Source organism: Kitasatospora sp. NPDC085895, from assembly GCF_040702125.1.
In the GTDB taxonomy this organism is placed as follows: Bacteria; Actinomycetota; Actinomycetes; order Streptomycetales; family Streptomycetaceae; genus Kitasatospora; species Kitasatospora arboriphila.
The window spans coordinates 145,388-166,172 of record NZ_JBFBJY010000010.1; the positions used below are offsets into that span (position 1 = coordinate 145,388).

At 74.3% G+C, this 20,785-nt stretch carries 21 protein-coding genes; 6 read left to right on the forward strand and 15 right to left on the reverse strand.

Translation table 11 applies throughout. The features are described 5' to 3' along the window. Positions 1-16: 16 nt before the first annotated feature. On the reverse strand, positions 17-451 hold the full coding sequence (arfB, locus tag AB0442_RS09380) for an alternative ribosome rescue aminoacyl-tRNA hydrolase ArfB (RefSeq protein ID WP_344622561.1): 435 nt from the start codon (positions 449-451) through the stop codon (positions 17-19). A 136-nt stretch (positions 452-587) separates the two neighbouring features. Here arfB and AB0442_RS09385 point away from each other — a divergent pair, with 136 nt between their 5' ends. Beyond that, the gene (locus AB0442_RS09385) at positions 588-1,076 is read left to right on the forward strand and encodes a hypothetical protein (protein WP_366161778.1); all 489 of its coding nucleotides are present in this window, start codon (positions 588-590) and stop codon (positions 1,074-1,076) included. Between the two features lie 138 nt (positions 1,077-1,214). Next, entirely contained in the window at positions 1,215-1,790 is a 576-nt protein-coding gene (locus tag AB0442_RS09390; RefSeq protein WP_030268801.1) for a TerD family protein, read from the forward strand. A 121-nt stretch (positions 1,791-1,911) separates the two neighbouring features. On the opposite strand, the gene AB0442_RS09395 is transcribed toward AB0442_RS09390, so the two are convergent. Further along, positions 1,912-3,006 carry a hypothetical protein gene (locus AB0442_RS09395; RefSeq protein WP_366161779.1) on the reverse strand — a complete coding sequence of 365 codons (1,095 nt, stop codon included), beginning with the start codon at positions 3,004-3,006 and terminating at the stop codon, positions 1,912-1,914. 179 nt (positions 3,007-3,185) lie between these two features. Here AB0442_RS09395 and AB0442_RS09400 point away from each other — a divergent pair, with 179 nt between their 5' ends. Further along, entirely contained in the window at positions 3,186-3,455 is a 270-nt protein-coding gene (locus AB0442_RS09400; RefSeq protein ID WP_344622564.1) for a hypothetical protein, read from the forward strand. Position 3,456: 1 nt separating this feature from the next. Then, on the forward strand, positions 3,457-5,013 hold the full coding sequence (locus AB0442_RS09405) for an alpha/beta hydrolase (protein WP_366161780.1): 1,557 nt from the start codon (positions 3,457-3,459) through the stop codon (positions 5,011-5,013). Between the two features lie 46 nt (positions 5,014-5,059). On the opposite strand, the gene AB0442_RS09410 is transcribed toward AB0442_RS09405, so the two are convergent. The 6 genes from AB0442_RS09410 to AB0442_RS09435 form a co-directional block, all read right to left on the reverse strand. Further along, positions 5,060-5,554 carry a DUF3180 domain-containing protein gene (locus AB0442_RS09410; protein WP_344622566.1) on the reverse strand — a complete coding sequence of 165 codons (495 nt, stop codon included), beginning with the start codon at positions 5,552-5,554 and terminating at the stop codon, positions 5,060-5,062. A 158-nt stretch (positions 5,555-5,712) separates the two neighbouring features. Then, the gene (folK, locus tag AB0442_RS09415; protein ID WP_366161781.1) at positions 5,713-6,312 is read right to left on the reverse strand and encodes a 2-amino-4-hydroxy-6-hydroxymethyldihydropteridine diphosphokinase; all 600 of its coding nucleotides are present in this window, start codon (positions 6,310-6,312) and stop codon (positions 5,713-5,715) included. Between the two features lie 40 nt (positions 6,313-6,352). Then, positions 6,353-6,712 carry a dihydroneopterin aldolase gene (folB, locus tag AB0442_RS09420; RefSeq protein WP_030268790.1) on the reverse strand — a complete coding sequence of 120 codons (360 nt, stop codon included), beginning with the start codon at positions 6,710-6,712 and terminating at the stop codon, positions 6,353-6,355. Positions 6,713-6,917: 205 nt separating this feature from the next. Beyond that, positions 6,918-7,394 carry a nuclear transport factor 2 family protein gene (locus AB0442_RS09425; RefSeq protein ID WP_344622615.1) on the reverse strand — a complete coding sequence of 159 codons (477 nt, stop codon included), beginning with the start codon at positions 7,392-7,394 and terminating at the stop codon, positions 6,918-6,920. 73 nt (positions 7,395-7,467) lie between these two features. Then, positions 7,468-8,322, reverse strand: a complete 855-nt coding sequence (folP, locus tag AB0442_RS09430) for a dihydropteroate synthase (RefSeq protein ID WP_366161782.1) — start codon at positions 8,320-8,322, stop codon at positions 7,468-7,470. 119 nt (positions 8,323-8,441) lie between these two features. Next, positions 8,442-10,298 (reverse strand): phosphatidylglycerol lysyltransferase domain-containing protein, encoded by a 1,857-nt coding sequence (locus AB0442_RS09435; RefSeq protein ID WP_366161783.1) that lies wholly within the window; start codon positions 10,296-10,298, stop codon positions 8,442-8,444. Between the two features lie 437 nt (positions 10,299-10,735). On the opposite strand from AB0442_RS09435, the gene AB0442_RS09440 reads away from it, so the two are divergent. Further along, positions 10,736-11,920, forward strand: coding sequence for an alpha/beta hydrolase-fold protein (locus AB0442_RS09440; RefSeq protein WP_366161784.1), 1,185 nt, complete (start codon positions 10,736-10,738; stop codon positions 11,918-11,920). Between the two features lie 65 nt (positions 11,921-11,985). Here the strand turns inward: AB0442_RS09440 and folE are convergent, their stop codons facing one another. From folE to dacB, 6 genes are all read right to left on the reverse strand, one after another. Beyond that, on the reverse strand, positions 11,986-12,591 hold the full coding sequence (gene folE / locus AB0442_RS09445; protein ID WP_366161785.1) for a GTP cyclohydrolase I FolE: 606 nt from the start codon (positions 12,589-12,591) through the stop codon (positions 11,986-11,988). Positions 12,592-12,717: 126 nt separating this feature from the next. Next, on the reverse strand, positions 12,718-14,760 hold the full coding sequence (gene ftsH, locus AB0442_RS09450; RefSeq protein ID WP_344622572.1) for an ATP-dependent zinc metalloprotease FtsH: 2,043 nt from the start codon (positions 14,758-14,760) through the stop codon (positions 12,718-12,720). A gap of 218 nt (positions 14,761-14,978) precedes the next feature. Continuing rightward, a complete protein-coding gene (gene hpt, locus AB0442_RS09455) occupies positions 14,979-15,533 on the reverse strand; it encodes a hypoxanthine phosphoribosyltransferase (RefSeq protein ID WP_030268775.1) in 555 nt (184 codons plus the stop codon). Between the two features lie 61 nt (positions 15,534-15,594). Beyond that, complete coding sequence (gene tilS / locus AB0442_RS09460; RefSeq protein WP_366161787.1) at positions 15,595-16,719, reverse strand: tRNA lysidine(34) synthetase TilS; 1,125 nt, start codon at positions 16,717-16,719, stop codon at positions 15,595-15,597. A 235-nt stretch (positions 16,720-16,954) separates the two neighbouring features. Beyond that, positions 16,955-18,112, reverse strand: a complete 1,158-nt coding sequence (locus AB0442_RS09465) for a zinc-dependent metalloprotease (RefSeq protein ID WP_366161788.1) — start codon at positions 18,110-18,112, stop codon at positions 16,955-16,957. Between the two features lie 77 nt (positions 18,113-18,189). Further along, positions 18,190-19,701, reverse strand: coding sequence for a D-alanyl-D-alanine carboxypeptidase/D-alanyl-D-alanine-endopeptidase (gene dacB / locus AB0442_RS09470; RefSeq protein WP_366161789.1), 1,512 nt, complete (start codon positions 19,699-19,701; stop codon positions 18,190-18,192). Between the two features lie 74 nt (positions 19,702-19,775). On the opposite strand from dacB, the gene AB0442_RS09475 reads away from it, so the two are divergent. Then, positions 19,776-20,267, forward strand: a complete 492-nt coding sequence (locus AB0442_RS09475; protein WP_263104139.1) for an inorganic diphosphatase — start codon at positions 19,776-19,778, stop codon at positions 20,265-20,267. 95 nt (positions 20,268-20,362) lie between these two features. Here AB0442_RS09475 and AB0442_RS09480 read toward each other — a convergent pair whose 3' ends face one another. Beyond that, positions 20,363-20,578, reverse strand: coding sequence for a dodecin (locus AB0442_RS09480; protein WP_263104140.1), 216 nt, complete (start codon positions 20,576-20,578; stop codon positions 20,363-20,365). Positions 20,579-20,785 lie beyond the last annotated feature (207 nt).

A 20,785-nucleotide genomic window follows, 5' to 3' on the forward strand; every position in this document is an offset into this window, starting at 1 on the left:
GCGGCCCGACGCGGCGTCAGTCCGCCGGTCGGACCCGGGACCGGCCCTGCTTCAGCTGCGCGCGGTGCCGCTTGTTCTCCAACCGGCGCTCGACCATGCCGCGGCTCGGCCGGGTCGCCCGGCGCGCCTTCGGCGGCGGCGCGGTCGCCTCGCCGAGCAGCGCGGCCAGCCGCGCGGCGGCGGTCTCCCGGTTGCGCCACTGCGAACGGTGCTCGGAGGCCCGCACGACCAGCACCCGGCCGTCCACCAGGCGGTGGGCGAGGCGCTCCAGGGCGCGCTCCTTCCACACCGGGGGCAGGGCGGCCGACGCCGCCAGGTCGTAGCGCAGCTCGACCTGGGTGTCGGAGGTGTTCACGTGCTGGCCGCCGGGGCCGGAGGAACGCGAGAAGCGCCAGACGAGCTCGGCGTCGGGGACGACCACCGACCCCCGTACGCGGATGGGCTCGGACATGCGTCCATCATCCCGCCCCACCGCCCCGAGGTCACGCGGTTAACCGCACGGAGCAAAGCGACTCCAAGGCCCCCGGCGACCGCCCCCGAGGTCGCCGTCCTCCGGGGGCACTGCCCGTTCCTGCGAGAATGAGGCGGTGATCGAGCTCGGGTACTCCCTGTCCAACCGCTTCCCCGACCCGCCGCAGACCGACTACCGGCAGGCCCCCGTGCGGAGCCTGCGGTACGACCTGTTCTGCGGCGACGTCTACCTGGAGGTGGACGGCGAGGCCGTGGAGACCCGCTGGGGCTGGGTGCCGGTGCTGGACTTCGCCTGGGCGCTGTGCGACATCGCCGAGCAGCTGGACGAGGACCCGCAGGGCAGCCGCTCCGCCGCCGTGCGGACCGCCGACCTCGACTTCACCCAGAACACCGAGCTGCTGCGGTTCGCCCGCCGGTTCGGCTGGGTGGAGGTCACCGCGACCTGGCTGCGGGACGCCGAGCCGCTGGTGGTGCGCCACGCGGACTTCCGTCGCGAGGCCCGCGACTTCCTGCAGGACGTGCTGGCCGATCTGACGGACCTGCACGAGGGCCTGGCCGACAATCCGAACATCTGGTCGGTGCAGGGCCGCTTCCCCCGGATCTGACCGGCGCTCCGCCGGCCCCGCGCGCCCGCGGCACGCCGCTGAGCGACGGTTCGTACGAGAAATTCGGCCGGGCCTGGAACCATGGCCCCCGCGAGCAGCGTTCTTCCGAACAAAAGCGACCGAAGGGACACACACACCATGCCCGTGAGCCTCTCCAAGGGTGGCAACGTCTCGCTGACCAAGGAGGCCCCCGGCCTGGCCGCCATCACCGTCGGCCTCGGTTGGGACGTCCGCACCACCACCGGTGCGGAGTTCGACCTCGACGCCAGCGCGATCGTGCTGAACAACGACGGCAAGGTGTACTCCGACCGTCACTTCGTCTTCTTCAACAACACCGCCACCCCGGACAACACGGTCGTCCACACCGGTGACAACCGGACGGGCGAGGGCGCCGGCGACGACGAGCAGATCAACGTCAACCTGGCCGCCCTGCCGGCCGACGTCACCCGGATCACCTTCCCGGTCTCGATCTACGACGCGGTCAGCCGCGGCCAGAGCTTCGGCCAGGTCCGCAACGCCTACATCCGCGTGCTCAACCAGGCCGGCGGCGCCGAGATCGCCCGCTACGACCTGTCGGAGGACGCCGCCACCGAGACCGCCATGATCTTCGGCGAGCTCTACCGCAACGGCGCCGAGTGGAAGTTCCGCGCCATCGGCCAGGGCTACGCCTCGGGCCTGGTCGGCATCGCGCAGGACTTCGGCGTCAACGTCTGACGCACCGGCAGCCTGCCGGACCGTCAACCTCCGGCGCGCCACGAACGGGCGATGCCCGGGAATCCCTGCGGATTCCCGGGCATCGCCCGTTCTGCGTTCGTGCCGGTGCCTGCGCCTGCCGTCAGGAGCGTCCGGCGCGCAGCTCGGGGAGCTGCAGCATCTCGGTGTCCTCGTGCGGCGTCAGGTCGACCACCTCGGGGCGGCCGTGCTCGGCGTCCGCCACCGGGGCCGGCTCCGTCCGGGCCGGCTCCACCGGGGAGGCCTGCTCGGCCGAAGGCGCCTGCTCCACGGGGAGGACCTGAGTCGCGGGGGCCGCGTAGCGGACGCTCTCGGCCAGCGCCTCGTCGCCGACGACGTCGGCCAGGTCGGCCAGGTCGCCGACGGCGGGCGCCGGGGCGGCGGCCCGCAGTGCCGCGGCGGTGGCGGGCCGGCCGAAGAAGCTGAATCCGGGGCCCCGCCCGGCCGCCCGGACACGGGCGGCGGGCACGACGGTGCCGGTGCGGGGGCGCAGCGCGGGCGGCGCGGTGAGCGGCCGGTCGGCAGCCGGCCCGGGGGCCGGTACGACGGCCCCCGGGGCGGTCTCCTGGGCCTTCGGGCGGGCGACGGGCACCGGCTCGGGCATCCGCGGCCGGAGCTCCAGCTGGGCCCGTGCCTCGCCCTCGCGGCGGCGCACCTCCGCCTCGTTGCCGACGCGCTCCAGGTGGCGCAGCGCGGCGGCGGCCCGCACGTACGCGGCCGGGCTCGCCGGGTGCTTGGGACGGGCGGCCTCCAGGGCGCGCTTGGCGGCCTCGGCCTCGCGCATGGCCTGCTCGGCGACCGCGACGGCGCGCTCGCGCAACAGACGGGCGATCTCGGTCTCGGCCTTGGCGAGCCGGGACTTCTCGGCGGTCAGCCGGCGGCCGAAGCGGGTGGCCCGCTCCTCGGCGACCTCGGCCGCGTACTCGGCCTCGGCGAGCTGCTCCTCGAACCGCTCCTCCAGGCGCAGCCGCCTGGTCGCGGCGAGCTGCAGGGCGGCCCGGGCCGCGCGGTCGCGCTGGCGCAGCAGGAGGCCGAGCCCGACGGCCGCGACCACGGCGGCGACGCCGACGGAACGCGCCACCACCGGATCCGGTGTGGCCACCAACGCGGCCACGGCGGCGAGCACGAGCACACCGATGGCGACAGGTGGCGCGTAGCGGCCGAGGACGGAGGAATGACGGTGGCGTCCACGAGACATGCCAAGAAACTAGCGTGCGAATCGGGGCCCTGTCAGCCTCGCCACTCATTCGGCTCTTGACAGCCCGTCGGAAATACTCGGCGCCGCGGTGCGATCACGGGCCGTTACCATGGCGGGCGACATTCCGACCGTTGAGCGAGGTGCCCGTGTCCCCCGGTTTCCGTGTGCACCCTGGAGAGTTGACCGCGGCCGGGCAGGCCGCCCGGCGGACCGCGGAGCAGCTGCGCGCCGATGCCCGTGCGGTGCTCGGCCCGGCCGACGCGGCGGCCGCGGCGCTGCCGGGCTGGCGGACGGCCGCCGCGCTGCGGGACTGCGCCGATGCGTGGCACCGGCTGTTCGAGCGGCTGGCGGACGACCTCGGCACGATCGGCGCCGATCTGGTGCGGACGGCCGACGGCTACACCGCCGCCGACGAGTCCGTCCGCCGCAGCCTCACCCCGGCGGGCTGAGGTGGACGCCGCCGCGCTGGCCGCCGCCCGGCCGGCCGAACTGCCGGCCGCCGCGGCCGCGTACGGTGCCCTGGCCGCCGCGCTGGAGGGGCACCACCAGGCGTGGGCCCGGCAGACCGCGGGCCGGGTGCACGGCTCCGGCTGGCAGGGCCGGGCCGCCGAGCTGGCGGGTGCCGCGGTCGACCGGGTCACCGGCCGGCTGCAGGCGGCCTGGGTGGAGCTGACGCTCGTCCAGGAGACGCTGCGTCAGGCGGCGGAGGCCTTCGCGGTGGCGCAGGCGGCGCTGCCGGGCGATCCCTCGGGTGCCGTCGCGGCGGCGGAGCGGGCGGACACCGCGGCTGCCCAGCGGCTGACGGCACTGGCCGCGGCGGCGCGGGACGGCCGGGCGCTGACGCCGGCCGCGGCGGTGGCGGGACTCGGCCGGCTGTCAGACCCGCGGGAGCCGCTGAACGCCGCGCTGCGGGCGCTGCTGCCGCCGCCCGGCGCCGGCCCCGGTGAGGTCGCCGCCTGGTGGCGCGGTCTGGCGCCGGGCGCCCGTGCGGCCCTGACGGAGGGTCGACCGGACCTGGTCGGCGCCCTGGACGGGCTGCCCGCCCGCGACCGGGACCGCGCCAACCGGCTGCAGCTGTCCCGGCTGCTGGAGCACCCGGACGTGCTGTCCGGCCCGCTGCGGGAGGGCCTGCGGGCCGTCGCCGCCCGGCTGGCGGAGGGCGATCCGGCGGGCGGCGACCTGCTGCTGCTCGCGCTCGGTGCACAGGGCCAGGGCCGGGCCGTCCTCGGGTACGGCGACCCGGACACCGCGGACGACGTGGCGGTGTACGTGCCGGGCTTCGGCACCGAGCTGGCCGCCGCGGGTCGCGGGGACGCCGAGCGGGCGGAGCGGATCCGCACCGCGGCGGCCCGCTGCGGGGGCGGCCGGACGACGGCGGCGATGGTGTGGCTGGGCTACGACGCCCCGCCGAACGAGGGGCTGAGCCTGCGCTCCGCCGAGGTGGCGGGCGACGCCCGGGCGAAGGCCGGCGCGGCCGACCTGAACCGCTTCCTGGGCGGGCTGCGGGCGGCCCGGCCGGGGGAGCCGGCGCACGTCACCGCGGTCGGGCACAGCTACGGTTCGCTGGTCGTCGGGCTCGCCGCCCGGCAGGACGGCACCGGGATGGACGACGTGGTGCTGGTGGGCAGTCCCGGGGCCGGGGTGGACCGGGCGGACGGGCTGAAGGTGGGCGCCGGCCACGTGTACGTCGGGGTGGCCGAGCACGATCCGGTCGGCCGGCTGCCGGCCGGCTCCGGGGTGGCCGGCGGGATGCTGCTGGGCGGCCCGGCCGCGGCGGCGCTCGGGCAGGCGACCGGCCCGAACGAGCTGTGGTTCGGCCGGGACCCGGCGGACGCCGGCTTCGGTGCGCACCGCTTCGAGGTGGCACCGGGCGATCCCGAGCACCCGTTCGCCAGCCACTCCGCGTACTTCGACGCGGCACCGGACGGGCCGTCCGCCTCGCTGGAGAACATCGGCCGGGTGGTCGCCGGGCGGGGCGCGGAGACCACCGCGGTGCCGCCGCGCTGAACCCCGCGCCGGGGTCCGGAGCGGCCGGACCCCGGAAGGGGCGGGGTCAGCGCGGGGAGGGCTCGGCCGGGTGGCGCCGGCCGTTGTCGTGGTCCTCGGGCAGCCGGAGGATGTGCTGCAGCCAGAGCGCGGCGGCCATCACGGCGGCGCCGGCCAGGACGGCGAAGCCGGCGGTGACCGCCTGCGACTTGCGGGCGGCGATGTCGAGCTGCTCCAGCAGGTAGACCCCGGTGCCGGCGTAGATGCCGGTGACCACCGCGGAGACCAGTGCGCTGGCCTGCGCGAGCACCAGGGCCCGGGCGGCGTGCAGCGGGTCCACGCCCTTGGCGTCCGGCTGCCGCTCGCGGACCGCCTTCAGCCGGGAGCGCAGCGAGATCGCGGTGGCGAGCAGCACCACGGCGACCGCCGCGAGCACCAGCGGTGCCGCGGCCGGGACACCGGGCAGGCTGCCCAGCGACCCCCAGAGTTTGGCCCCGGACCAGGAGAGCACCCCCGCGACGGCGGTGATGCCGAGCAGCAGGCGCAGACGGAGCGGCTTCACGCGGACGATGTCCTTCCCGGCGGAGGCGACGGACTGCTGTCCCTGACGGACCGTCGCGGTGCGGCGGTGCGTGCCCACCGTACCGGGCCGTCGCGCGCCACCTGTACGGACGGCCCGGCGGGCGGGGAAGTTCCCGCCCGCCGGGCCGTGCGGCGGTCCTACTCCGGCAGGCGCAGCTGCAGGTCGGCGCGGCGGCGGACGCCCTGGGCGTCCTCGCCGCCGAGCTCCTTCAGGAGGTCGGCGACCTGGCCGCGGCCGGGTACCTCGGCCGCGGGGTCGGCGTCCAGCCAAGGGGCGAGCACGAAGGCGCGCTCGTGGGCGCGCGGGTGCGGCAGCAGCAGGTGCGGGTCGTCGCTGAGGACGCCCTCCACGGCGAGGATGTCGACGTCGAGGGTGCGCGGGCCCCAGCGGACCTCGCGGACCCGCCCGAACGCGTCCTCGACGGCGTTGCCGCGTTCCAGCAGCGAGTCGGCGGGCAGCGTGGTGCGCAGCAGCACCACGGCGTTGAAGTAGGACGGCTGGTCGGCGGGGCCGCCGACGGCGTCCGTCTCGAACACTCCGGAGACCGCGGTCACCTTGATGCCCGGGGTGTCGGCGAGGGCGTCGACGGCTCCCTGGAGGGTCTCCAGGCGGTTGCCGAGGTTGGCGCCGAGGGCGATCGCGGCGTGGCGGACGGTCTGCAGGGTGGAGTCGGCACTGTCCACCCGGCGCTCCAGGTCGAACGTGGTCGGCGAGGCGGTCGGGTCGCTGGTGCTCATCGGGTTCCCTCTGCGGCTCGGGGGCGGGGCAGCCGGCACGTCATGCGCGGCCCCGGTGGATGGTGACGGTCACGTCGTCGAACGGGACGGTGATCGGGGCGTCCGGCTTGTGCACGGTGACCTCGACCTCCTGGACGGGCTCGTGCTTGAGGCACTGGTCGGCGATGCGCTGGGCGAGCGTCTCGATCAGGTCGACGGGGTCGCCGGCGATCACCGCGGTGACCTCCTCGGCGATCACGCCGTAGTGGGCGGTCCTGGTGAGGTCGTCGCCCGCCGCGGCCGGCCGGGTGTCCAGGAAGAGCACGAGGTCGACGACGAAGGTCTGGCCCTCGATGCGCTCCCGTTCGAAGACGCCGTGGTGGCCGCGGGCACGCAGGCCCCGCAGGGTGACGCGGTCCAGCAAACGAATCACTGCTCCCAGAAGACGGCCCCGACCGAGGACAGGGCGAAGGCGGGCACCGTCGCCCGCCGTCCCTCGAATCTACCTCCGGGTGACCGCGGTCCAGACCGTCTACCCGGCAGGGCGGGGCGCCACGCGCGCCGGATCGGCGATTGACGTGAACGTTTCGTGCCGTTCCGGCGACGCTGCGGGCCCTCCTCCGGGGTCAGTCCTCGTCCTCGTCGTCTCCGCTGGTCAGAACGGGTGAGCCGTGGTGCGACCAGATCCGCCAGCCGTCCTGGGTGCGGCGGAAGAGGTTGGTGGAGACGACCTTGCCGCCGACCAGCGGGCCGAGTTCGCCCTCCTCCTCGGCCTCGCCGCCGGAGAGGATGTTCTCGGTGCAGGTGACGAGGGCCACATCGCCCTGCACCTCGCACTCGACGTCGGTCAGGAAGAACTGGATGTACTCGGTGTTGGCCATGATCAGCATGTATGAGCGGGTCACCTGGGCCCGCCCGCGCAGCACCGGCCAGCCCGGGTGGACGCAGACCACGCCGGTCTTGTCGTCGGCGTCCCCGGCGCCCAGCCAGATGGCCTCGACGGCCTCCAGGTCGCCGTTCTCCAGTGCCTCGTAGAGCGCCTGGTTCGCCGCCAGGACGGCCTCGCGGTCCACTTCCAGGGCCGCCGCCCGGTCGCCGCTCATCGCGCCGCCTCCGATCGGCGGGCCGGCCTCGTCGTCGTCCCGCACTGTGCCTCCTGCCGGGCTCCTGCCACGCCTACCCCCTTCGGGCGGCCTGCTGCCAGGCCGCGACCACTCGTACGGCGTCCGCCGTGCCGGCCACGTCGTGCACCCGGACGGCCCAGGCGCCGGCCCGGGCGGAGAGCACGGAGACCGCCGCGGTGGCGTCGTCCCGCTGCCTCGCCGGGCGCAGCTCCCCGGTTTCCGGGTTGGCGAGCAGCGTACCCAGGAAGCGCTTGCGTGAAGCGGCGACGAGCACGGGGCGGCCGAGCGCGGTCAGCGCGTCGAGCCGGCCGAGCAGGGCCCAGTTGTGCTCCGAGGTCTTGGCGAAGCCGAGGCCGGGGTCGAGGACGAGCTGCTCCTCCTTGACGCCGGCGGCCAGCAGGGCGGCCACCCGGGCGGTGAGTTCGGCGGCGACGTCGGCGACCACGTCGTCGTAGACGGCGAGGGAGTCCATGTCGGCGGACTGGCCGCGCCAGTGCATCACCACGAAGGGCGCGCCGGTGGCGGCGACCACCTCGGCCATCCCGGGGTCGGCGAGGCCGCCGGAGACGTCGTTGACCAGCCGGGCGCCGGCCTCCACCGCGGCGGCGGCGACGTTCGCCCGCATGGTGTCCACCGAGACGACCACGCCGGCGGCGGCGAGCTCGCGGACGACGGGGACGACCCGGCGCAGCTCCTCCTCCTCGGTGACCCGCTGGGCGCCGGGCCGGGTGGACTCGCCGCCGACGTCGATCAGGTCGGCGCCCTGGGCGGTGAGCCGCAGGCCGTGCGCCACCGCCGCGGCCGGATCGAGCCACAGGCCGCCGTCGGAGAAGGAGTCGGGGGTGACGTTCACCACCCCCATCACGGCGCAGCGGTCGAGGGTCGGGAGGCCGGGCAGGTTGTCCATGGGGCCATTATCGAGCCACCCGGCGGCCGGAACGGGCGGCCGGAACGCGCCCGCGGCGGGCACCGGGGTCCGGTGCCCGCCGCGGGCGGGTGGTGCGGGCCGAGCCGCGCGGCCGTCGGTCAGGCGGCCTCGGTGACCGCGGCCAGCCTGGCCTGGTCGGGCTCGGGCATGAGGCCCTGGCGCTGCTTGGCGCGGCCCAGGCGCGGCATGCCGAGGGTGATGAAGGCCTCCGCCTGCATCGCCGCGAAGCCGATCCGCGGGAGGTCCCGGGTCTGCTTGTAGACGAGGAAGCGGGGTTCCCACTCCGGCTGGAACTTGGCGTTGAACTTGTACAGCGACTCGATCTGGAACCAGCGGGAGAGGAACACCAGCAGGCCGCGCCAGGCGCGCAGCACCGGGCCCGCGCCGATCCGCTCGCCGCGGGCGAGGGCGGAGCGGAACATCGCGAAGTTCAGCGAGACCCGCTTGACGCCCATGGCGGGGACGGCCTGCAGGGCGGCGACGATGAGCAGCTCGTTGAGGCCGGGGTCGGCCTCGCGGTCGCGGCGCATCAGCTCCAGCGAGATGCCGTCGGGGCCCCAGGGCACGAAGTGCAGCACCGCCTTGAGGTCGCTGCCGGGCGCGCCGGCCGGCTCGCCCTCGGCCGGGGCCTTGTGGGCGGTGACGACGACGCAGCGGTCGTCGGTGGGGTCGCCGAAGCGGCCGAGCGCCATGGAGAAGCCGCGCTCGGTGTCGGTGCCGCGCCAGCGGCAGGCGGCGTCGGCGATCTGCCGGCGCTCCTCCAGGGTGAGGTCGCCGACCCGGCGGACCTGGCAGGAGTAGCCGTTGCGCTCGATCCGCTTGACCATCTGGCGGACGTTGCGCATGGCGCGGCCGGAGAGCGAGAAGGTGGCGGTGTCGACGATCGCCTCGTCGCCGAGCTCCAGCGCGTCGAGACCGGCCTCGCGCGTCCAGACCTCGCCGCCGACCTCGCTGCAGCCCATCACCGCGGGGACCCAGGCGTGCTCGCGGGCCTCCGCCATGAAGACCTTGATCGCGCCGGGCCAGGCCTCGACGTCGCCGACCGGGTCGCCGGAGGCGAGCATCACGCCGGAGACGACGCGGTAGGAGATGGCGGCCTTGCCGGAGGGCGAGAAGAGGACGCTCTTGTCGCGGCGGAGCGCGAAGTAGCCGAGCGAGTCGCGGGTGCCGTGGCGGGCCAGCAGCTCGCGGACCTTGACCTCGTCCTCGACGGTGAGCTCCGGCTCGGGCTTCTCCGGGCGCAGCAGCAGGTAGGCCGAGGTGAAGGCGGTCAGCAGGCCGAGCGCGCCGAGCGAGTAGGCGACCAGGTCGGAGATCCGGTCGGAGCCGTAGCGGATCGGGCCGTCGAAGCCGAAGAGGCCGTAGACCGTCTCCTGCAGTCGCTGGACCGTCGACGGGTCGCCGATCTCCGACTTCGGGTGGACGCTCACGATCAGCAGGCCGAGCAGGACGCTGAAGACGCCCATGACGACCAGGTTGACGAGCGCGCGCCAGCGGGTGCGCGGGTCGGCCTTGGCGTAGAACTCGCGGCGGTGCACCAGGATCACCGCGAACAGCACCAGGGAGATCACGGCGGGACCGGTCTGGTGCCAGCGCAGCAGGTGCAGGGCGGCGCCCACGGGCAGCAGGACGACGACCGCGCGCCAGGCCCGCCGCTTGCGGCGGCGCAGGGCGTGGGCGAGGAGCACCAGCAGGACGCCGACCATGAGCGTGCCCGCCGCGGCGAGCGTGGTGGTCGCGCCCGGCAGCTGCCCGGCGAAGGTGTGCATCCGGGTGTGGCGGAGCTTCGGGAAGACGGCGCTGCAGATGTCGAGCAGGCCGATCAGCAGGCAGGCGTAGCCGACCACGCCCGGAAGCCAGGCGCGGGGGACGGCCGCGGCCTGGGTGCGCAGCGTCTGCAGCCCGCCTCGGCGGGGCTGCTCGGTCGACGGCTCAACGGACACGGGAACGCTCATGGAAGTTCAGCGTAGGGGCTGATCCGGCTCGTCCTGTCACTCCGAAGTAGGAGTTGTGATGGACCTTCATGACTATTCCTTGATCGGGCAATCCGCTGGTCAAGAAGGCCCCGCCGGCGGGCATGCCGGTCGGGCGCCTCCCGGGCCGAGGGGGAGCCTGGGGACGGGTGGTGGACCGCTCCCGGGCCCGGTCCGGAGGGGACCGGGCGACCGGACGGCGGTCGCGGGGACGGCGCGCAGCGGCCGTCACGACGGGGACGGTGGTTCACGCACTGCACTCGGTGGACGCCGCATTCTAGGGCCTCGGTTGCACCCGGATCAGCACCCCGGGCGGCGTCGGGATCCGACGCCCGGTCAGGCTAGCCCCGGTGGCCCGGGGTGGTGGGCGAACGCACGATGAACCCTGGCCCCACCCCTGCCCGACGGAAGGCGCCGCCATGGAACTGACCAGCAGGTCGCTGGTGTACTCGCTGGTCGCGACGGCGGTCGCGGGCCTGGCCGCCACCCTCTGGCTGTGGCCCCGGCTGGCCCGCCAGCGGCCGCTGGCGGTGCTGGGGCGCCTGGGCCTGCTGACGGTGGTTCAGGCCTCGGTGCTGGGGGTGCTGGCGCTGGCGGTCAACAACACGTACAGCTTCTACACCTCGTGGAACGACCTGCTGCACCCGGGCGGGGCCGCCCTGGCGCTGACCAGCTCGGAGCACGCCAGGGGCGCTGCGCCGGACTCCCAGAAGCTGGTCGAGCCGACCTCCGAGGGCGGGCTGGAGACGGTGAAGGACGTGCTGCCGGCGGGCAGGCCGGAGGAGGTCGGGCGGGTCGACTCGGTGAAGGTGACGGGCACCGAGTCGGGGCTGTCCGACCAGGTCTTCGTCTACCTGCCGCCGGAGTACTTCGTCCCGAAGTACGCCCGCGAACGGTTCCCGGTGATGCTGGCGATCGGCGGCTACCCCGGCCCGTCGCTGCACCTGGTGGAGGGGCTGCGGGTGCCGCAGACGGTGTCGGAGCTGGAGCAGGCCGGCCGGATGTCGCCGACGATCGTGGTGATGGCCCGGCCGACGGTGGCGCCGCCGCGGAACACCGAGTGCGTGGACGTGGCCGGCGGCCCGCGGTCGGAGACCTGGTTCACCAAGGACGTCCCGACGGCGATCAGGTCCGCCTACCGGGCGAGCCACTCCCCCGCCTCCTGGGGGGTGTTCGGCTACTCGACCGGGGGGAGCTGCGCGCTGCGGATGGCGATGCGCAGTCCGGACGCCTTCCCGAACGCGGCCGCCCTGCACGCGGACTACCAGGTGCCGAACGACCGCTGGACGGACGGCGACCTCTTCCGGGGCGACGCGCAGGCCGCCTCGCAGTCGGACCTGAACTGGCGGCTGAAGAACCTGCCGGCCCCGCACGCCTCGCTGCTGGTGGTCAGCACCAGGACGGAGGACAACTACCAGGCGACCCAGCAGTTCCTGGCCACCGCCCAGCAGGTCGCGGCGAACAACCCCGACTTCACCGTGGACTCGCTCTTCCTGGACGACGGCGGGCACAGCTTCGAGACCTGGCGCCGGGAGCTCCCCGCGGCCTTGGAGTGGATGAGCGACCGGTTGGCGCCGCCGCCGGACCGCGAGCCGCGGCAGTAGCGCGGCCCCCGCCCCGGGGCGAGCCGCGCGGGGTGCTACGGCGCGGGGTGCTACGGGGCCGAGTGCTACGGGGCGGCGATCAGGCTCATCGCCTCGGCGCGGGTGGCCGGGTCGCGGAGCTGGCCGCGGACGGCCGAGGTGATGGTCTTGGCGCCGGGCTTGCGGATACCGCGCATCGACATGCACATGTGCTCGCACTCGATGACGACGATCGCGCCGCGGGGCTCCAGGATGGTCATCAGGGCGTCGGCGACCTGGCTGGTCAGCCGCTCCTGGACCTGCGGGCGGCGGGCGTAGACGTCGACCAGGCGGGCCAGCTTCGACAGGCCGGTGATCTTGCCGGTGGTGGCCGGGATGTACCCGACGTGCGCGACGCCGCGGAAGGGCACCAGGTGGTGCTCGCAGGTCGAGAAGACCTCGATGTCCTTCACCAGCACCATCTCGTCGTGGCCGATGTCGAAGGTGGTGGTGAGCACGTCCTCCGGCTGCTGCCAGAGCCCCGCGAATATCTCCTTGTAGGCGCGGGCCACCCGGGCCGGCGTCTCCAGCAGGCCCTCGCGGTCCGGGTCCTCGCCCACGGCGATCAACAGCTCGCGCACCGCGTTCTCGGCGCGCTTCTGGTCGAAGTGCCCGACGGTGGGCTCACCGTCGAGAGTCACCGGGTCGATCATGCGGACCTCGCTTGCCTCATTGCCAGTGGGTGGTCGTTCGTCGGGCACCGGGCCCGGCAGCACGAATGCCGCGCCTCCAGGGTACAAACCCCGGTGGCGCGGCATTCATTCCGTACGGGCGGCCGCTCAGCTCTCGGTGGAGCCCTCGGCGGGCGGCAGCTTCATGACGTCCACCGGGGCGGCCTCGTGGGAGGAGGCGACGCCGTTGGTCAGCGCCAGCTCCTTCGGGGACTGCACCGGCGGGCGGGTGGAGGGGGTGCGGCGGGAGGAGCCCGTCCACGCGGGGCGGGCGGGGCGCTTCACGATCGTGGAGAAGATCTCGGCGATCTGCTCCTTGTTCAGCGTCTCCTTCTCCAGCAGCTCCAGCACGAGGTTGTCGAGCACGTCGCGGTTCTCGACCAGGATCTCCCAGGCCTCGTTGTGCGCGTTCTCGATGAGCTTCTTGACCTCCTCGTCCACCAGCCCGGCGATCTCCTCGGAGTAGTCGCGCTGGTGGGCCATCTCGCGGCCCAGGAACGGCTCGGAGTCGCTGGAGCCGAACTTGATCGCGCCGAGGCGCTCGCTCATGCCGTACTGGGTGACCATCGCGCGGGCCGTGGCGGTGGCCTTCTCGATGTCGTTGGACGCGCCGGTGGTCGGGTCGTGGAAGACCAGCTCCTCCGCGGCGCGGCCGCCCAGCATGTAGGCCAGCTGGTCGAGCATCTCGTTGCGGGTGGTCGAGTACTTGTCCTCGTCCGGGAGCACCATCGTGTAGCCCAGGGCACGGCCGCGGGACAGGATGGTGATCTTGTGGACCGGGTCCGCGTTCGGGGAGGCCGCCGCGACCAGGGCGTGGCCGCCCTCGTGGTACGCGGTGATCTTCTTCTCGCGGTCGGACATGATCCGGGTCCGCTTCTGCGGGCCGGCCACGACGCGGTCGATGGCCTCGTCGAGGACGAGGTTGTCGATCAGCTTCTTGTCCGAGCGGGCGGTCAGCAGGGCCGCCTCGTTGAGGACGTTGGAGAGGTCCGCGCCGGTGAAGCCGGGGGTGCGCTTGGCGACGGCCGAGAGGTCGACGTCGGGCGCGATCGGCTTGCCCTTCTGGTGCACCTTGAGGATGTCCAGGCGGCCCTGGAGGTCGGGGCGCTCGACGGCGATCTGCCGGTCGAAGCGGCCCGGGCGCAGCAGCGCCGGGTCCAGGATGTCCGGGCGGTTGGTCGCGGCGATCAGGATGACGCCGCCCTTGACGTCGAAGCCGTCCATCTCGACGAGCAGCTGGTTCAGCGTCTGCTCGCGCTCGTCGTGGCCGCCGCCGAGGCCCGCACCGCGGTGCCGGCCGACGGCGTCGATCTCGTCGACGAAGATGATCGCCGGGGCGTTCGCCTTGGCCTGCTCGAACAGGTCGCGCACCCGGGAGGCACCGACACCGACGAACATCTCGACGAAGTCGGAACCGGAGATGGAGTAGAACGGCACGCCCGCCTCGCCGGCCACGGCACGGGCCAGCAGGGTCTTGCCGGTGCCGGGCGGGCCGTACAGCAGCACGCCCTTGGGGATCTTGGCGCCGACGGCCTGGAACTTCGACGGCTCCTGCAGGAACTCCTTGATCTCCTGGAGCTCCTCCACCGCCTCGTCCGCGCCCGCGACGTCCGAGAACGTGGTCTTCGGGGTGTCCTTGGTGAGCAGCTTGGCCTTGGACTTGCCGAACTGCATGACCCGGGAGCCGCCACCCTGCATCTGGTTCATCAGGAACAGGAAGACGAGGACGATGATGACGATCGGCAGCATCGACAGCAGCAGGCTGACGAAGGTCGACTGTCGCTCCGGGGTGACGGTGTAGTTGTTGGGCAGCTGGCCGTTCTTGTACGACTGCTGGAGCGTGTCGGCGATGGCGTTCGCCTGGCCGTCCGAGACGTACGAGGCCTGGAACTTGCTGCCGCTGGGGGCCTTGCCGTTGGCCTTGGCCGGCAGCTGCTGGCCGTCCTTCAGCTCGATCTTGATCAGGTTCGAGTCACCGGTGGTGAGCTGCGCCTGCTTGACCTGGTTGCTGTTGATCGCCGCAATGACCTGGCCGGTGTCCGCCGTCTTGTAGCCGCTCGAGTCCGAGACGACCTGCATCAACACGATGACGGCGAGGACGGCCAGCACGATCCACATGATCGGCGCACGGAAGTATCGCTTGACGTCCATCCATGCGGGGCGTCGCCGCCCCGTCCCTCCTGCCACTCGACGGCGCTGCGCGGCCTCGGCCGCGGCGCATCCGGTATCTGCTCATGAGAAGAGCGGTTCATTGGACCGTACCGCAGTACCACCCGCACGCGGCGGGAGCACGACGGCACGACGTATTTTCCTACCTCGGCACAACGGGTGGGAACGGCGTGCTGTTCCCACCCGCCGCCCGGACGGCGTCAGCCGCCGTAGACGTGCGGCGCCAGCGTGCCGATGAACGGCAGGTTGCGCAGCTTCTCGGCGTAGTCGAGGCCGTAGCCGACCACGAACTCGTTGGGGATGTCGAAGCCGACGTACTTGACGTCGATCTCCACCTTGGCGGCGTCCGGCTTGCGCAGCAGGGTGCACACCTCGAGCGAGGCGGGGCGGCGCGAGCCGAGGTTGCCGAGCAGCCAGGACAGCGTCAGACCGGAGTCGATGATGTCCTCGACGATCAGCACGTCCCGGCCGGCGATGTCGGTGTCGAGGTCCTTGAGGATCCGCACCACGCCGGAGGACTTGGTGCCCATCCCGTAGGAGGAGACGGCCATCCAGTCCATGGTCACCTGGGAGTGCAGCGTCCGGGCGAGGTCGGCCATCACCATGACGGCGCCCTTGAGCACGCCGACCAGCAGCAGGTCCTTCCCGGCGTAGTCCCGGTCGATCCGCTCGGCCAGCTCAAGCAGCTTGGCGTCGATCTCGTCCTTGCTGATGAGCACCTTCGCCAGGTCGGCGCCCATGTCGTTCTGATCCACCGGGGATACGTCCTCAAACGTTCGGGGTCTGTGTCGGCGGCGGCTACGCGACCGGATGCCGCTAGTCGCTCTGCCGCCGAAACACCAGCGTGCCACACCGGCGGGTCGCTTCGACCCCCCCGGGTAGGTGCAGCGGCCCCTGGCCGCGCCAGCCGGTGACCAGCAGGTCGACGCTCTCCAGGTGCCGGGCGAACAGGCCGCCGGCAGGGCAACCCGCACGCAGCGCGGCCCGGCGCAGCACCCGGCGGCGGACCGCGGGCGGCAGTTCGGCGAGCCGGCCGACGTCCAGGGAGCCTTCGGCCGTTCGGAGGTCGCGCTCGGCGAGGGCGGCCCACTGGTCGAGCGCGTCGGCGTCGTCGCGGAACAGCCGGGCGGTGCGGGCGAGCGCCTCGACCACGCCGCCGCCGAGGTGCTTCTCCAGCACCGGCAGCACCTCGTGGCGGACCCGGGCGCGGGTGTAGGCCGGGTCGGAGTTGTGCGGGTCGTCCCAGACCGGGATGGACTGCGCCGAGCAGGCCTGGCGGGTGGCGGCGCGGTCGAGTTCGAGCAGCGGCCGGCGGTAGCGGCCCTTCTGGGCGGGCATGCCGGCCAGCGAGCGGGCGCCGGAGCCGCGGGCGAGGCCGAGCAGGACGGTCTCGGCCTGGTCGTCGCGGGTGTGGCCGAGCAGGACGGCGAGCGCGCCGTGGCGGTCGGCGGCGGCGTCGAGGGCGGCGTAGCGGGCGTCCCGGGCGGCGTTCTCCGGGCCGCCGTCGCGGCCGACCCGGACGGGGACGGCCTCCACCGGGTCGAGGCCGAGTTCGCGCAGCCGGACGGCGACCTGCTCGGCGCGCTCGGCGGAACCGGCCTGCAGGCCGTGGTCGACGGTGACGGCGCCCACCCGCAGGCCGAGCTTGGGGGCCTCGAAGGCGGTGGCGGTCGCCAGGGCCATCGAGTCGGCGCCGCCGCTGACGGCGACCAGCACGAGCGGCGAGCCGGGGGCGGCGGGGGTGCGCGGCAGCCCGGAGGGGTGGCGGCGGGCGTTGCCGATCAGGGTGGTGGCGCCGGCCGGCACGAGCGCGGCGGCGGCGGGCCGGCTCTGCGGGGCGCGGACCGGTGCGGCGACGGGGACGCCGGCCTCGGCCGCGAGGTCGGCGAGGGTGCGGCGGACGGCGAGGCGTATCGCCGCGACGGCGGGGTGTGGGCCCACGGGGTGCACTCCTTGACGGAGAGGGGGAGGGACGGCGGCCGGCCCGGGCGGCGGGGCGGGGAACCTCGCACGCTCACGGTCACCGGGCGCTCACAGATGGTCGCAGAAAGCGGCCCGCTGCCAGGCCGTGCACGCCAGCGCGGGGTCCACGGTCCCACGTACGGGTGAATGGAAAAACGTTCATTCGGCCGCCGTCGGCCCGGGTTGGGCAGGTGTGCGGTCGCCGGCGGACGGGTCAGCGGGCCACCCGGGCGACCCAGGCGGCCGGGTCGTGGATCTCCTCCTTGGTCGGCAGGGTGTTCGGCGACGTCCAGATCCGGTTGAAGCCGGCCATGCCGACCCGGTCCACCACGCCGCGGACGAAGACCGCACCGTCCTGGTACTGGCGCAGCTTGGCGTCCATGCCGAGCAGCCTGCGCAGCACCAGGTCCAGCCGGCTGGCGCCGCGGTCGCGGCGACGCTGGAACTTCTCCCGGATCTCGGCGACGCTCGGCACCACCGCGGGGCCGACGCCGTCCATGACCACGTCGGCGTGGCCCTCCAGCAACGACATCACCGCGGTCAGCCGGCCCAGCACCTCGCGCTGGCCGGGCGACTGGACGGCCTCCAGCAGGGTCTGCGGGCCCGAACCGTCGCCGCGCCCGCCGAGGCCCGGGAAGCCGTCCGCGACGACCTCGCGGGCCCGCTCCAGCAGCGCGCCGGGGTCGATGTCGGTCTGCGCCAGGAAGGACTGCACCTCGGACTGGATGTGGTCGCGCAGCCACGGCACCGCGCTGAACTGGGTGCGGTGGGTCTCCTCGTGCAGGCAGACCCAGAGCCGGAAGTCGTGCGGGTCCACGTCCAGCTCCCGCTCGACCTGGACGATGTTCGGCGCGACCAGCAGCAGCCGGCCCGGGCCGGGCGGCTCGGGGCCGCGGCGTGGCTTGTCGAAGAGCCCGGCGGGGCTGTCCGGCGGCTCGGCGGGCGCGAAGGTCTCGTACTGGCCGAGCACCTTGGTGGACAGGAAGGCCAGCAGCGCGCCGACCTCGATGCCGGTGGCCTTCTCGCCGATGCTGCCGAACACCTGGGAGCCGGCGCTCTCGCTGCGGCGGGCCTGGAGGCGGTCCACCAGCGGCTGGACGATGGTGCGGAAGCCCGCGACGTTGGCGCGCACCCAGCCGGGCCGGTCGACCACCAGCACCGGGGTGGCCTCGGCGTCGGACAGCCGGGCGGGCCTGAGCCCGGTGTAGCCGCGCACGTGCTCCTCGGCCTCCAGGGCGTGCCGGCGCAGCTCGGCGACCACCTTGACGGCCTCCTCGCGGGTCACCTCCGGGCCCGGCCTGGCCAGCCGGGTGGCGGTCGCGACCGCGAGGTTCCAGTCGACCATTCCTGCTCCGCCGCTCGCGCTCGTCATGCCCTCACCGTACGTGCTCCGGGGCGGTGGAGGGAGGGAACCTGCCGTGCCGGTGCCGGGGTGCCGCGGCGGGCGGGTCAGCGGCAGCCGCAGGCGGCGATCCTGGCGACGATCCGGTCGACCGCGCCGCGGGCGTCGCTCCCGTTCGTCCGGCTCATCAGCGCGAAGACCAGCACCCGGCCGTCGGCGTCGACGACGGTGCCGGCCAGGGTGGCCACGCCGGAGAGGGTGCCGGTCTTGGCCCGGACGACGCCGGCCGCCCCGGCGGCGCCGGAACGGGCGCCGAACCGGTTGACCAGGGTGCCGGTGAATCCGGCGACCGGCAGGCCGGTCAGCACCGGGCGCAGCCCGGGGTGGTCGGGGGCGGCGGCCCGGGCGAGCAGTTCGGTGAGGGTGATCGGCGGGATCAGGTTCTTGCTGCTGAGGCCGCTGCCGTCGTTGAGCACCACGCCCGCCGTCGGGACGGCGAGCGCCGTGAGCGCCTGGAGGGTGGCGGCGGAGGCGCCCTCGAAGCTCGCCGGCTTCCCGGCGGCGATCGCGACCTGCCGGGCGACGGCCTCGGCGAGGGTGTTGTCGGAGGTGGTGAGCAGCCGCTCGACGAGCCGCGGGACGGTCGGCGACCGGACCTCGGCGATCGCGGCGGCGCCGGCCGGGGCGGTGGTCCGCGCGGGGGTGCCGTCGACGGCCACGCCCTCGGCGCGCAGCCGGTCGGCGAAGGCCCCGGCGGCCTGCCCGGCGGGGTCGAAGACCCGGGCGGGGGCCTCGTCGGGGGACTTCGGGTCGATCCGGCCCTCGTCGACCATCAGCGGGGTGACCGCGGCGATGTTGGTGGCGTCGTGCTCGGGGTGGAGCAGCGGGCCGGTGTAGAGCGAGGTGTCGTAGCCGAGCCGGACGGTGGTGGTGCCGGCGGCCTTGAGGGCGGCCGCGGTGCGGGCGGCGAGGTCGGTGAGCGAGGCCGGGGCGGTGTCGGCGTCCACCGGCTGGCCGCCGACACGGACCTGGTCGGCGGGGAGCGCGGTGAGGGTCGGGTCGCCGCCGCCGACGAGGGTGATGCTGCCGGGGTCGCTGCCGCGGACGACGGTGGTGGCGATCCGGGTGGTCGGCGGGATCAGCGCGAGCGCGGCGACGGCGGTGGCGAGCTTGGTGGTGGAGGCGGGGGTGGCCGGGGTGTTCTCCCCGGAGCCGTACAGCAGCGTGCCGGTGGTGGCGTCGGCGACCGCGAGGTTCAGCGTGGCGAGGGCGCCGTCGTGGACGGCCGGGTCGAGGGAGCGGTGCACGCCGTCGCCGGTGGGCACGCCGGCGGCGTCCGCGGCGGCGAGCACCGGGCCCTTCACCGGGGCGCTGCGGTGCCGGCGGGCCGTGCCCTTGCCCGACCCGGAATCGTTCTTCCTGTCGTCGGCGCCGGTGCTCCGGCGGTGGGCGCCGTCGGTGCCGTCGTCCGAGCGGTGCCGGTCCTGCCGGCCGGCGGCCGGGCCGGGATCGGCCGCCGCGGTGGGTGCGGCGAGCGGTCCGGCGACCGCGAGCACCGTCGCGACGGCTCCGGCGGCGACGGCCCGGCGACCCCTCCACACCCGTGCACGCGCGTTCACCGACCGGCCCCTTTCCCGAGCACTCCCTGCCGTGCGAGACACTGGATTCTGTCAGTTTCTACCTTGGAGGAACCTTGGAGTTCGACGTCCTGATCGAGATCCCGAAGGGCTCGCGCAACAAGTACGAGGTCGACCACGAGACCGGTCGTCTGCGCCTTGACCGCATGCTCTTCACCTCGACCCGCTACCCGGCCGACTACGGCTACGTCGAGGGCACGCTCGGCGAGGACGGCGACCCGCTGGACGCGCTGGTCATCCTGGACGAGCCGACCTTCCCGGGCTGCCTGATCAAGTGCCGCGCCATCGGCATGTTCCACATGACCGACGAGGCCGGCGGCGACGACAAGCTGCTCTGCGTCCCGGCGACCGACCCGCGCTGGGAGCACCTGCGGGACATCCACCACGTCTCGGAGTTCGACCGCCTGGAGATCCAGCACTTCTTCGAGGTCTACAAGGACCTGGAGCCCGGCAAGTCGGTGGAGGGCGCCAACTGGGTCGGCCGCGCCGAGGCCGAGGCCGAGATCACGGCCTCGATCAAGCGCCTGGAGGAGAAGGGCGGCCACTGAGCCGTCCCTCCCCTCGGTTCTCCGGGGTGACGCGAGGGCCGGGGCGGGCAGCACGTGTGCTGTCCGCCCCGGCCCTCGTGCGTCCGCGGGCGGTGTCAGTCCGCGTCGTCCAGCCGGAAGCCGACCTTCAGTCCGACCTGGTAGTGCTCGATCCGGCCGTCCACGAGGTGTCCGCGGACCTGGGTCACCTCGAACCAGTCCAGGTTCCGCAGGGTGCGGGACGCCCGGTCGATGCCGTTGCGGATCGCCTGGTCGATGCCCTCGGCGGAGGAGCCGACGATCTCGGTGACTCGGTAGACGTGGTCGGTCATGGCGCATCTCCCAGCAGTGGGTGACGAGGGACGGTGTGCGGGCCCTCGTCCACCGTGCCGCAGGACGCCGCGGCCCGCGCGCCGAGCGGGCGCCTGCGGGCCGCGGCGCGGGCCCCCCGGGGGGGGCCCCGGGGGGGCGGGGGGGGGGGGGGTGTGGTGGGGGGCGGGGGGGGGGGGGGGTTGAAAAAAGCGGGGGGGCGCAAGGGG